General features: G+C 76.7%; 8 protein-coding genes. 5 read left to right on the forward strand and 3 right to left on the reverse strand.

Going from position 1 to position 12,423, the window contains the following annotated elements; translation table 11 throughout:
* Positions 1-701: 701 nt before the first annotated feature.
* The 4 genes from ABTY15_RS38560 (at position 702) to ABTY15_RS38575 (ending at position 5,837) form a co-directional block, all read left to right on the forward strand.
* A complete protein-coding gene (locus tag ABTY15_RS38560) occupies positions 702-2,072 on the forward strand; it encodes a hypothetical protein (RefSeq protein WP_350606902.1) in 1,371 nt (456 codons plus the stop codon).
* Positions 2,073-2,133: 61 nt separating this feature from the next.
* The gene (locus ABTY15_RS38565; protein WP_350606905.1) at positions 2,134-3,372 is read left to right on the forward strand and encodes an AAA family ATPase; all 1,239 of its coding nucleotides are present in this window, start codon (positions 2,134-2,136) and stop codon (positions 3,370-3,372) included.
* A gap of 125 nt (positions 3,373-3,497) precedes the next feature.
* Positions 3,498-4,757: a vWA domain-containing protein gene (locus ABTY15_RS38570; RefSeq protein ID WP_350606909.1), complete on the forward strand. Its 1,260-nt coding sequence runs from the start codon at positions 3,498-3,500 to the stop codon at positions 4,755-4,757.
* A gap of 45 nt (positions 4,758-4,802) precedes the next feature.
* A complete protein-coding gene (locus tag ABTY15_RS38575; protein WP_350606910.1) occupies positions 4,803-5,837 on the forward strand; it encodes a S41 family peptidase in 1,035 nt (344 codons plus the stop codon).
* Between the two features lie 36 nt (positions 5,838-5,873).
* Here the strand turns inward: ABTY15_RS38575 and ABTY15_RS38580 are convergent, their stop codons facing one another.
* Entirely contained in the window at positions 5,874-6,647 is a 774-nt protein-coding gene (locus ABTY15_RS38580) for an SDR family NAD(P)-dependent oxidoreductase (RefSeq protein WP_350606913.1), read from the reverse strand.
* A gap of 118 nt (positions 6,648-6,765) precedes the next feature.
* Here ABTY15_RS38580 and ABTY15_RS38585 point away from each other — a divergent pair, with 118 nt between their 5' ends.
* Complete coding sequence (locus ABTY15_RS38585) at positions 6,766-7,602, forward strand: helix-turn-helix transcriptional regulator (protein ID WP_350606916.1); 837 nt, start codon at positions 6,766-6,768, stop codon at positions 7,600-7,602.
* A gap of 227 nt (positions 7,603-7,829) precedes the next feature.
* Here ABTY15_RS38585 and ABTY15_RS38590 read toward each other — a convergent pair whose 3' ends face one another.
* Positions 7,830-10,727 carry a condensation domain-containing protein gene (locus ABTY15_RS38590; RefSeq protein ID WP_350606920.1) on the reverse strand — a complete coding sequence of 966 codons (2,898 nt, stop codon included), beginning with the start codon at positions 10,725-10,727 and terminating at the stop codon, positions 7,830-7,832.
* Positions 10,724-12,423 (reverse strand): non-ribosomal peptide synthetase (locus ABTY15_RS38595; protein WP_350606928.1); only part of this gene is annotated, 1,700 nt, incomplete at its 5' end. The genes ABTY15_RS38590 and ABTY15_RS38595, both read right to left, overlap by 4 nt.

A 12,423-nucleotide genomic window follows, 5' to 3' on the forward strand; every position in this document is an offset into this window, starting at 1 on the left:
CGCCGACAACCGCTCCGCCACCCGCCGCCCCGTCTTCCCCGTCCCCCCGACCACCAGCACCACACCCGCATCCACCGGCAGAACCCCAGCACCCGTACCCGTACCAGCCACAGCAGCCACCCCATTCGGAGGAATCGAAGAAACCGGCGGACCTGACGCAATCTGCGAACCCTGCGAGCCCGTCGTCGTGTTCACCAGTCAAATCCATTCCGTGCCGGCCATCCATAGCCACCGCACTCACGTCCATGCGTGAGCGTCTACCGCGTCCCTCGGGGCTCGTGGGGCCAGTGGGGCCGGGTGCCGACCCAAAAGCCGAGGCGACGGCCTCCCCGCCTCCCACGACAACACACCCGGCACGCCGTGGACCACCCACTTCGAGCCGCTCTCCAGCGGCCCTTGAGCCCCGGCACGCACCCGCCACAGCCGGCTCGCACGACCTGCCCGTACGGGCCGCAAGCGGAAAGGCGGCCGCCGGATCGGGAATTGGCGGAATTGCGGTGCGCACGGTCCGTCGACGGCCCGGGATTCGTCGTCGAACCAGTGTGCGGGCAGGCCGAATTCGGCGCGGCCGGGCCGTCCGGGCGGGCGGGCGGGCGGACGAAACCCTGTGGCGGAGGTCGGCAGCGGGCGCTATGCTCCCCGGCGATGACCATTCACTCCGTTCACAGATCGGGGGTCCCGTCCGCGCAAGGTGAGTGCTGATGCTCACCCGGACCGCGAACGGGGATTCCCGTACTTCCTTCTGGCGGCGCGTGCGCGAGTACGCCGTACCGCCGTCGATGATCGAGACCGCCACCGCCCGCCGCCAGGTCGGCGACTGGGCCGGAGCCTGCTCCGCCGCGCACGTCGAGGTCGACTTCCGGCTCCGCGACGTGGCGCACACCCACGGTCGCGAGCTGGCGGGCCGACTACGCGCCGATCTGCGCCAGTTGGCGCCCGACCTGCTGCGCTGGCACCTGCCGAGGACCGCACCTGACGGGCTGCTCCGACCCGGGCTCACCATGGCCCTGGCCCGGTACGGGGCCGAGGTGGCGGAGCCTCCCGGGCCGCTGTTCCTGGTGGTCCGCACACCACCCGCCTGGGCCTCGTACGGGCAGCGGATCAGCCTGGCGCTGTGGAGCCCCTCGAACGACGGCGGCCCGCGGCTCCATCCGCACCCCAGACCCGGCCGGCGGTTCCGCTTCGACCTGCACCGGCACCTGTGGGACGCCGGCCGCAGCGGTGAGCTGCGGGCGCGTTCCGGCGCCGACCGGGAAGCCCCGACGGAACTGCCAGGCACGGCGCTTGGCGTGCTCGCCGAGCGCTGCGCCGTCGACCGGTGGGCGGCCGAGGCGGCGATCCTGCTGAGCGCCGAAGGGCGGCCCGCCGGGCCCGTCGCCGTACGGCTCGGGCGGGGTCGGCGGCTGGTCCTGGAGCCGGACGGGGGCGTGACCGCGTCCCCGGCAGAGGCGCACGACGGCCCGCACGCGCTACCGCTGCTGCCCGACGCGGCGACCTGGGTGTTGCCCGACCTCGACCTGCTCCGCACCGGGGCGATCGAGGCCGACCGGCTGCACCCGCTGGTGGCCCAGGCCCTCGCCCCGGACCGCCCGGCGGGCACAGCCCCGTCGGGTGCGGAGCAACCGGAACGTCCGGGCCGGCCGCAGCTGGTGGAGTGCCGCGGAGCCCGGCACCGGATCGGTCTGGTCGACGGGGTGCTCGCGCCGCTCGACCACTCCCCGGCCGAGCTGCGCCGCGAGGAGCTGCTGGCCGCGCTGTCCGGCACCCCGCTGCCCTGCCTTCAGGCCGTCGACCGGGCGCACCGCACCCCGCAGAGCCTGACCGGCGTCCAGGAACGGCTCGACCACGGCGACATCGCCGGTGCACTGGCCATTGTCGAGGGCCTGCTCGGCCCCGGCGCGGTGCTGCGCCCCGGCCCGCTGCGGGACGAGCTGGAGGCGGCCGCGCAACGGCGGATCGGCTACGGGCTGTACCGGGCCGGGCTGGCCGGACCGGCTCCGTTCCGCGTCCTCCCCGGCCCGCAACGCCCCGCCCGGCACCGCTCGCACCCGCGCCACACCACCGGGCGCTGAACCCACCGCTCCCATCCGCGTTTCCCGGGTCCACGGACCCCTCACACCCAGGGTGATCACCATGCCTACGCCCATGCCCGTGTCCGCGCCCGCCTCCCGGCTCGATGTCGCCCGTCGGCTGCTCGACCTCTTGCAGGACACCACCACCGAACCCCGCCCCGACACCCAACTGGAGGCCCTCACCCTCGCCGTGGCCGCCGACCTGCCCGTCCTCCTCTGGGGCGAGCCCGGGATCGGCAAGACCGCCGCGCTCACCCAACTCGCCACCGCCCTCGACCTGCCGCTCACCACGGTGATCGCCAGCGTGCACGAGCCGTCCGACTTCTCCGGCCTGCCCGTGGTCGGCGACGACCCCGCGCAGCAGGGCATCCCGATGGCCCCGCCGGACTGGGCGGTGCGCCTGGTCCGGGCCGGGCGGGGGCTGCTGTTCCTCGACGAACTGTCCACCGCTCCCCCCGCGGTGCAGGCCGCGCTGCTCCGACTGGTCCTGGAGCGACGCATCGGCGCGCTCCAACTGCCGCCCGGCGTACGGATCGTGGCCGCCGCCAACCCGCGCTCCTCGGCGGCCGACGGCTGGGAGCTCAGTCCGCCGCTCGCCAACCGCTTCGTCCACCTCCAGTGGGCCCACGACCACGGCGTGGTCGTCCGCGGCCTCGGCGGAGTCTGGCCGGTGGCGTCGCTGCCCCGGCTCGACCCGGACGCCCTGCCGGAGGCCGTCGCCTTCGCCCGGCGGGCGGTCTGCGGACTGCTCGCCGCCCGGCCCGACCTGGTCCACCGGCTGCCCACCACCGAGACCCGGCGCGGCGGCGCCTGGCCCTCACCCCGCAGCTGGGACATGACGCTGCGGCTGGTCGCCTTCGCGACCGCGGCCGGCGCCTCCCGCGATGTGCTGGCGCTGCTGGTCCGGGGCGCGGTCGGGGACGGGCCCGGGCTCGAACTGATGGCGAGCATCGACCGGATGGACCTCCCCGACCCTGAGGACCTGCTGGCCGACCCGGCGGGCGCCGTGCTGCCCGAACGCGGGGACCTGCGCCAGGTCGTCCTGGACGGGGTGGTGGCGGCCGTCCGCAACCGGCCGGACCGGGCGCGCTGGGACTCGGCATGGCAGCTGCTGGTCCGGGCACTGGAGACCGGCGCGCCGGACCTGGTCGTCGTCCCGGCCACCACCCTCGCCTCGCTGCGCCGCGAGGACTGGGGCGTACCCGCCGCGATCGAGCACCTCGCCGCGGCCGTCTCGCTCTCCCGGCGGGCTGACCAGGCCGCCGCCCGTGTCCCGGGCGCCGCGCGGGGGCAGCGATGAGGCCGACGCCCGTGCAGCCGACGCCCGCGAAGCCGACGCCCGTGAGGCCTGCACCGAAGCCGACGTCCATGAAGCCGAGGCCCGTGCAGCCGACGCCGACACCGCCACGGGTGAAGACACCGGTGATGCCTGCCGCCCCGCCGAAGGCGCTGGACCGCGACAAGCTGTACGCCGCCCGGCTGCACGCCACCCGGGTCCGGCCCTACCTGGCCACCGCCCTGTTCGCCCTGCACCTGGTCGAGTCCCGGCAGGTGCCGACGATGGCCGTCGACCAGCGCTGGCGGTGCTACGCCAACCCGGCCTACGTCGACCGCACCCCGGTGGAGGAACTGGCCGGAGTCTGGGTGCACGAGGTCTCGCACCTGCTGCGCGACCACCACGGACGCGGCGACCGCCTCGCCCGCCGGCTCGGGCTGCACGGCCCCGGCGAGCGGCTGCGGATGAACATCGCCGCCGACTTCGAGATCAACGACGACGTGTACGGGGACGGCCTGATCCGGCCCTCGGGCGTCGTCCTGCCCGAGCACCTCCAGCTGCCCGACGGGAAGCTGATGGAGGAGTACCTGCGCGAGTTCCGGTTCGACCCACGGGCCCGCGGGCTGGCCTGGCTGGACTGCGGCAGCGGCGCCGACGGACTCCAACGGCCGTGGGAGCTGGGCCCGGAGGGCGCCGACGGGCTCAACCCGCAGGAGCGGGACGCGATCCGGTTCCGGGTCGCCGAGGGAATCCGGGCCCGGCCCGGGGACACCCCCAGCGGCTGGCGGCGCTGGGCGGAGGAGGCGTTCCACCCGCCGCAGCCGTGGCGCGAGCTGCTGGCCGCCGCCGTCCGCTCGGCCGTCTCCGGCCAGGGCGCCGGGGACGACTACAGCTACGGCCGGCCCGCGCGGCGCTCGGTCTCCCTGCCGGGCACCGTGCTGCCGAGCCTGCGGCGGCGGCCTCCCCGGGTCACGGTGATCGTCGACACCTCCGGATCCGTCAGCGACGCCGAACTCGGCACCGCGTTGCTGGAGATCACGGCGATCGGCCGCGCGGTGGGCGGCCGCCGGGACCTGGTCACCGTGGTGTCCTGCGACGCGACGCCGCAGACCGTCCACACGCTCTGCCAGGCCGAGGGCATCCCCCTGGTCGGCGGCGGGGGTACGGACCTGCGGACGGGCTTCGCGGCCGCCCTGCGGAGCCGCCCCCGGCCGGACGCGGTGGTGGTGCTCACCGACGGCCAGACCCCCTGGCCGTCCACACCGCCACCCTGCCGCACCGTGATCGGCCTCTTCCCCCGCTCCGGCCCGGCGGGCAGCTGGCGCGAACACGACCCGGACTACCGGCCGGACGAACCGCCGAGCTGGGCCCGCGTGGTGACCATCGACCCGGCAACCGGCGGTTGCTGAGTACCCGGCAGAATATGTGGACACACGAACCGATCGGGGGAACACATGAGTTCACGATGCCGCTGGGCGACAGCCGTCTGCGCCGCACTACTGCTCGCCGGCTGCACGTCGACGTCATCGCCGTCGTCGTCGCCGTCATTGCAGGAGGGCGCCCGCCTCTCGCCCGAGGCCCGCGGCTACCTCACCGAGGCCCTGGACCTCATGCAGCAGCAGTCGCTGCGCAGGGCCGAGGTGGACTGGAAGACCGTCCGCGCCCGCGCCTTCGACCAGGCCGGGACGGCCCGCACCCCGGCCGAGACGTATCCCGCCATCAGCGGCGCCCTGGGTGCGCTCAACGACCACCACAGTCAGTTCGTCCCACCCGACCGGGCCGCCCAACCCGGCGTGGTCGACGGCGACAACGAGGTCGTCGACGCGCCGACGTCGCGCCAACTCCCTGGCCGGATCGGTTACCTGAGGCTTCCCAGGGTGAACGGCTCGGACCGCACCTACGCCGAGTACGGCCGCCAGGGCCGCGCCGCGGTCGCCGCCACGGACCGGGTGGGCGCCTGCGGGTGGGTGGTGGACCTGCGTGACGAGACCGGCGGCGGGATGTGGGCGCCGCTCGCGGCGGCCGGGCCGATCCTCGGGGACGGCCCGGTCGGCGGTTTCCTCACCCCGGACGGCAAGCACTCCGTGTGGTCGATCCGCGGCGGTGTGCCCTACGAGGACGACACCCCGCAGGCCTCCGCGGAGGGCGTCTCCCCGCTCGCCGTCCCCGATCCGCCGGTCGCCGTGCTCACCTCCCGGGCGACCGGCAGCGCGGGCGAGGCCGTCACCCTCGCGTTCATCGGCCGGCCGGCCACCCGGAGCTTCGGCGGGCAGACCTACGGCGTGCCCACCGGCAACGCCGCGCACCGCCTGTCCGACGGCGCCGTCATCGTCCTCACCGGCGCCGCCGAGACGGACCGCACCGGCCGCGTCCACGACGGTCCGATCCGCCCGGACGAGGAGGTCGACGCCCCCACCCGCAAGGACTCCGACCCCACCCTGGACGCCGCCACCGCCTGGCTGTCGACCCAACCCGCCTGCAAGGGCTAGCCGGTTGCCCGACCGGCGGATCTCGTCGGACACGTCCTAGTCGAACCGCCGGGTGGCGGTGATCCCGCCGTCCACCGGGAGCGTCACCCCGGCGACGTACGAGGCGCGGTCGCTCAGCAGCCAGGCGGCCGCCTCCGCCACCTCGACGGCCGTCCCCGGGCGGGCGAGCGGGGTCGAGCGGGCCACCAGCGTGTCGAACGCGGGGCCGGCCGCGAAGTACGGCTCCGTCGCGGGCGTGCGCACGATGCCGGGGGCGACGGCGTTGACCCGGATGCCGTGCGCCGCGTGGTCGGCCGTGGCCGCCTTCACCAGACCGGTCAGCCCGTGCTTGGCCGCCTGCTGGGCGCCGTCGCCGAAGCCGCCGACCAGGGCCCCCACGCCGGTGTTGAGCACCACGGCGCCGCCGCGCCCGCCCGCCGCCATCGCGCGCAGCTGGGCGCGCAGGCAGAGCCAGCCGCCGCGCAGGTTGAGCGCGTGGGTCTCGTCCCACTCCGCCTCGGAGCGCTCGGTCAGCGGGGCGGGCCGGAGGCCGGACCCGGCGTTGTCGAAGGCCGCGTCCAACCGACCGTACGTCTCCAGCGCCACTTCGACGGTCCGCTCGGCGCCCTCGGCCGTCGTCAGGTCGGCGGCCACGGCCACCGCCCGGCCGCCGTCGGCCCGCAGCTCCGCCGCCAGCGCCGCGACCTCCGCACCGGTGCGCGCCGCGAGCACCAGCAGCGCGCCCTCCCGGGCGAACAGCCGGGCGGCTGCCGCGCCGATGCCCCGCCCGGCACCGGTGATGATCGTGACCTTGTCGTCGAGGAGTCCCATGCGGCGAGCCTGCCGCCGTCCCGTCCCGGGCACCAGCGGCCGGCCGCTCCCGGGGACGGGCCGACCAGGGACTGCCAGGTCCTGGTTGACCACCGGCGGTTGTGACAACGTGGCCCGCATGCCCGAGACCCCGCTCGGCGCGTTCCTGCGCGCCCGCCGCGCCCGGCTGGCGCCCGCCGAGGCGGGCCTGCCCACGGCCGGGCGGAGGCGGACGCCCGGGCTGCGCCGCGAGGAGGTGGCGGCGCGGGCCGGGATCTCGGTCGACTACTACGCCCGGCTGGAGCAGGGCCGCCAGCGGGTGCCGACCGGTCCGGTCCTGGACGGCATCGCCGACGCCCTCCAGCTGACCGGCCCCGAGCGGGCCTACCTGCACCGGCTGGCCGGCCACCACCGCCGGGCGGCCCCGAACCCGCCGCCGGTCGAGCCGCCGACCGTCCCGGCCACCACCCTGGCCCTGTTGGACACCCTGGACGCCGCCCCCGCCTTCGTCACCGGGCCGACCTTCGACCTGCTCGCCTGGAACCGCCCGGCGGGCCTGCTGATGGCCTGGCCGGAACGGCGGCCACCGCACGAACGCAACCTGCTCTGGCAGGTGTTCTGCTGCCCGCAGGGGGACCGCTCGCAGGGCAACCTGGCCGCCACCGGGTCGATCGGCGCGGACCTGGTGGCCTCCCTGCGCGCGCACCACGCGGACCGCCCGGGCGACCGGGTGCTCAGCACGCTGGTCCGGCGGATGTCCGCCGACAGCCCGGCCTTCGCCGCGCTCTGGGACCACCACCGGGCCGGGCCGCCGGGGCCCGGACGGCTCCACATCCGCCACCCGGCCCTGGACACCGACGTCCTGGACTACACCGTCCTACCGCTGCCCGAGGAGGGGCGTCACGTCTTCGCCTTCCTCGCCCCGCCCGGCAGCCGCGCCCGTGACGCCTTTGCCGCCGCCCACGCAGGTCGATAGAGGGCTTGTCTGACATTCGCGTCGGATCAGCTCGCTACGGCGGTTGGACCGGGTCGCACTCGGGTTTCGCCGGTGCGTCCGGACGGGATGGTCCGGCGTCGCGCACCCGGCAGGATCCGCCGGGCAGGCCCCGGCTGCCCTGATGGAGATGCCCGCGCCGCCGGGTCGGGCGGCGGCGCGGGCGTGGTGGGACAGGACGGGCCAGGACGGGACGGGAGGGGGCGGGGTCACCCCACCATGGCGGCCAGGACGGTGGGCCAGTCCTCGCCCGGTTCGGGGTGGAGGGGGGTGGCGAGGGTGTCGGCCTGGTAGTGCCAGGGGCGGTGGAGTTCGGGGTCGGCGTCGGGGTGGTGGGTGAGGGGGCTGGTGGAGCCGAGGAGCCGGATGAGCTCGGCGGTGAACTCCGACCAGGAGACGTGCCCGCTGACGGCGTTGACGATCCGGCCGGCGGCGGGGTGTCCCGCGGTGGTGCAGGCGGCGAGGGCGCGGGCCAGGGCGGCCGAGTGGACCCAGGAGGCGCCGTACCACGAGGTGTCGTCGGTGGCGGGCAGGGTGATCGGGTGGCCGGCCAGGGCGGCCTGGTAGAGGGCGCCGGTGGAGCCCCAGCGGAGCTGGTCGCGCAGGCGCTGGTGCGGGCCCCAGACGATGGGCGCGCGGACCGCGGTGGCGGGGCCGCGGCCGGTGGCCGCGGCGTCGAACAGGATCCGCTCGCAGTCGAGTTTGGCCTGGCCGTAGGGGGTGACGGGGAGCCCGGTCGGGGCGCCCTCGGGGACGTCGGTGCCGGGCGGGCGGCCGTAGGCGTCGATGCTGCTGACGAAGACGAACGGGCCGCCGCGCCAGCCGTCGACCAGGGCGCGCATCGCGGCGACGTCGACGGCGTGCTCGGTGAAGGTGCAGGCGGCGTGGATGACGGCGTCGACGCCCTCGACGGCGCGGCGCAGGCTGTCGAGGTCGCCGAGGTCCCCTTCGGCGAGCTCGGCGCCGTGCAGGGCCGGCAGGTGGGCGGAGGAGGGCCGGACCAGGGCCCGGACGGGGCGGCCCTGGGCCATCAGTTCCTGGAGGACGGCCGCGCCGACCCCGCCGGTGGCGCCGGTCAGCAGCACCGTCCCCGCCCGCGCGCGGGTGCGCGGCCGGGAGCCGGGGCGGGCGAGGGCGGCGCGGCGTTCGTCCTCGCGGGTGGCGAGGAGGGCGGCGAGGGCGCGCGGGGTGCGCTGTTCCAGGATGTCGAGGCCGGTGAGCGGCAGGCCGGTGCCGGTGCGCAGGCGTTCGGCGAGCTGGACGGCGACGAGGGAGTGGCCGCCGAGGGCGAAGAAGTCGCCGTCGGCGGGCGGGACGGCGCCGAGGAGTTCGCCGAAGGCCGTCCGGACGGTATCGAGCGGGCCGAGGTCCGGACGGCGGGTGGCCGCACCGGGCAGGCCGGCCGGGCCGGGCAGGCGGCTCGGGTCGAGGGTGCCGTCGGGGTGGCGCGGCAGCCGGTCCAGCAGGGTGACGGCGAGCGGCAGTCGGCCGGGTTCGACGAGCCCGCGCAGGGCGGCCCGCAGCTCGGCGCCGTTGGGTGCGACCGGGCCGCGGACGACGGCGTAGCCGAGCGGCGGGCCGTCGGGGCGCTCGACGACGGCCGCGTCGACCACCCTCGGGTCCGCCAACAGTCCGGCCACAGCGGGGTGTTGGCGGTCCGGGCGGAGCCGGCTGCCGGGGAGCTCGGCGAGCGGGGCGTCGGGCCGGGTGGCGACGGCGGTGAGCAGCTCGGCGAAGGCGGTGACCAGCCGGGCGGCCGTCGGTTCGTCGAGGACGTCCTGGTCGTGCTGGACCAGGCAGCGCGGCTGCGGGCCGTCCTCGACGAGCAGGGCGAGGCCGAACTTGGCGAGCCCGAGGTCGAGTTCGACGTGTTCGGCGGCGAGTCCGGGCAGGGTGAGCGGTGCGGCGGGCTGGACGAGGTCGCAGCTGACGGAGAGCAGCGGGGTGCCGTCGGCGCCGCGCGCGGCCGCGTCGAGCCGTTCGACGATCAGGTCGAAGGGGACGTCGTGGTGGTGCTGCGCGTCGAGCAGGGCGGCGCGGACCCTGGTGAGCAGGTCGGTGAACGGCAGGCCCGCGGACAGCTGGTCGGTGCGCACCGCGAGGGTGTTGACGCCGAGGCCGACGGTGCGGCGCAGTTCGGGCCGGGCGCGGTGGCCGCTGGCGCAGCCGAGGGTGAGGTCGAGCGCGCCGGAGGCGGTGTGCAGGGTCGCGAAGGCGGCGGCGAGGACGACGGTGAACAGGGTGGCGCCGTGCCGGGCGCCGAGGCGGCGCAGGCCGTCGACGGTCGCGGGGGTGAGCGGGGCGGTGTGCAGGGCAGCGCGGCGTTCGCGGGCGCCGGGTGGGGCGGGCCGCAGCAGCGGGAGCGGCCGGGCGCCGGCGAGTTGGGCGGCGCGGGTGTCGGCGGCGGCGGTGAGTTCGCGGTCGCGGGCGCGTTCCTGGCGGGCGTAGTCGGCGTAGGACGGCCCGGGGGGCGGCAGTTGGGGCGGGAGGCCGTCGCGGGCGGCGGCGTAGAGGGCGGCGAGGTCGGCGGCGAGGACGGGCAGCGAGCCGCCGTCGACGGCGATGTGATGGATCGTCAGGAGCAGGGTGTGGTCCTGTGCGGCGTGCCGGAGCAGCAGGGCGCGCAGCACCGGCCCGGTGGCGAGGTCGAAGGGGCGGGCGGCCTCGGCGGCGAGCAGGGCGGGGGCGTTGTTCCCTGCGCCCTCCGCCCAGGTGGCGTCGACGGTGCGCAGCGGGACCGGGGTGACCGGCTCGGCCTGCTGGTACGGCTGGTCGCCGTGCCGGCCGTAGCGGGTGCGCAGGACGGCGTGCCGTTCGGTGAGGCCGGTGAGGGCGGTGGCGAGGGCGGCGGGGTCGAGCGGGCCGCGCAGGCGGGTGGCGAGCGGGACGTTGTACAGGGCGCCGCCCTGGCCGAGGTGGTCCATCAGCCACATCCGCTGCTGGGCGTGGGAGAGCGGCGCGGGGGCGGTGTCGGGGGCGGTGTCCGGGGTCGGCGCGCTCTCCTCGGCCCGGGTGGACCCGGCGGTGGGGCGGCGGCGGGCCCGGGCGAGCAGGGCGAGCTGGTCGGCGGCGGACTGGTCGGTCGCGGCCTGGTCGGCGGTGGTCATCGGGCCGCTCCCGCGGTGTCGTGGTCGTGCGTGGCGCGCAGGGCGCGTTCGAGCAGGTCGGCCTGGCCGGCGACGGTGGGGTGGTCGAGGAAGTCGGCGAGCGAGAGTTCGACGCCGAGGTCCTCGCGGAGGTCGTCGACGATCCACATGGCGAGCAGCGAGTGGCCGCCCTCGGCGAGGAAGTCGGCGGCCGGGTCGGTGACCGGGCGTTCCAGGGCGCGGCTCCAGGCGTCGGCGACGACCTGCTGGATCGGCGAGAGGGGTGCGGTTGCGGTGGCGGGTTCGCCGGCTGCCGGGGTGTCGTCGGCGGCGAGGGCCCGGCGGTCGACCTTGCCGGTGCCGGTGAGCGGCAGCGCGTCCAGGACGCTCCAGCCGGTCGGCACCAGGTGGGCGGGCAGGCGTTCGGCGAGCCGGGCGCGCAGCGCGTCGACGGCCGGGCGGGTGCCCTCGGCGGGGACGATGCAGGCGGTCAGGGCGGCGTCGGTCCGGCCGGCCCGGCGGACCACCACGGCCGCCTCGGCGACCTCGGGGAACCCCAGCAGCGCGTGCTCGACCTCGCCGGGTTCGATCCGGAAGCCGCGCACCTTGACCTGGTCGTCGCCGCGGCCGTGGAACTCCAGGACGCCGTCGGGGCGCTGGACGACGAGGTCGCCGCTGCGGTAGGCGCGCGCGGCGCCGGGGACGGCGCGGAAGCGTTCGGTGGTGAGCTCGGGCCGGTTGAGGTAGCCGAGGGCGAGCCGGTCGCCGGTGATCCACAGTTCGCCGCGGGTGCCGGGCGGTACCGGCGCGAGCTGCTCGTCGAGGACGAGGACGCCGGCGCCGCCGAAGGGGCGGCCGATCGGGACGGGGCCCGCGCAGTCGGCGGGCTCGACCCGGTGCAGGGTGGTGAAGGTGGTGGCCTCGGTGGGGCCGTAGCCGTTGTACAGCTCCAGCCAGGGGAAGGCGCGCAGCACCGCGCCGGCGTGCTCGGGCGAGAGCGCCTCGCCGCCGACGACGAGGGTGCGCAGCACGCCGAAGACCCGGGACTGGCGGGCGGCGAGGTGGTGGAAGACCGCGGTGGTGAGGACCAGGGTGGTGACGCCGAACCGCTCGACGTCGTGGGTGAGTTCCTCGGCGCTGGGGCGGTCGGCCGGGGAGACGGCAACGGCGGCGCCGTGCACCAGCGGGGCCCACAGCTCGTAGGTGGAGGCGTCGAAGCTGACGGTGGAGTGGAACAGCACCCGGTCGCGGGGGCCGAGCGGGAGCCCGTCGGGGGCGGTGACCAGGTCGGCGACGGCGTGGTGCGGGACGAGTACGCCCTTGGGGCGGCCGGTGGAGCCGGAGGTGAAGAAGACCAGGGCGGGTGCGGCCGGGTCGTCGGCGTCGGGCGCGGGGGTGCGGGTGTCCTGCGGGTGGCCTTCGGCGGCGCCGTGTTCGGTCAGCACCAAGGTGCGCTCGGGGGCCAGTCCGGCTTCGGCGAGCAGCGCCTTGTCGCCGAGGACGAGTCGGACGTCGGCGTCCTCGGTCATCTCGGCGATCCGCGGACGCGGGTAGGCCGGGTCGAGCGGGACGACGTGGCCGCCGGCCCGCCAGACGGCGAGCTGGGCGACGACCAGCCGGGTGGAGCGGGCGCAGAGCAGGCCGACGGCGATGCCGGGGCCGATCCCGCGGGCGGCCAGCGCGCTGGCCAACCGGCCGGAGGCGTCGAGGAGTTGGC

Source organism: Kitasatospora sp. NPDC097643 (genome assembly GCF_040302625.1).
Classification (GTDB): domain Bacteria; phylum Actinomycetota; class Actinomycetes; order Streptomycetales; family Streptomycetaceae; genus Kitasatospora.

What these genes read in the sequence shown, in the direction of transcription:
- ABTY15_RS38580 (WP_350606913.1), bottom strand. Translation starts at nt 6,647, where the DNA reads ATGGGACTCCTCGACGACAAGGTCACGATCATCACCGGTGCCGGGCGG.
- ABTY15_RS38565 (WP_350606905.1), top strand. Translation starts at nt 2,134, where the DNA reads ATGCCTACGCCCATGCCCGTGTCCGCGCCCGCCTCCCGGCTCGATGTC.
- ABTY15_RS38575 (WP_350606910.1), top strand. Translation starts at nt 4,803, where the DNA reads ATGAGTTCACGATGCCGCTGGGCGACAGCCGTCTGCGCCGCACTACTG.
- ABTY15_RS38570 (WP_350606909.1), top strand. Translation starts at nt 3,498, where the DNA reads ATGCCTGCCGCCCCGCCGAAGGCGCTGGACCGCGACAAGCTGTACGCC.
- ABTY15_RS38585 (WP_350606916.1), top strand. Translation starts at nt 6,766, where the DNA reads ATGCCCGAGACCCCGCTCGGCGCGTTCCTGCGCGCCCGCCGCGCCCGG.
- ABTY15_RS38590 (WP_350606920.1), bottom strand. Translation starts at nt 10,727, where the DNA reads ATGACCACCGCCGACCAGGCCGCGACCGACCAGTCCGCCGCCGACCAG.
- ABTY15_RS38560 (WP_350606902.1), top strand. Translation starts at nt 702, where the DNA reads ATGCTCACCCGGACCGCGAACGGGGATTCCCGTACTTCCTTCTGGCGG.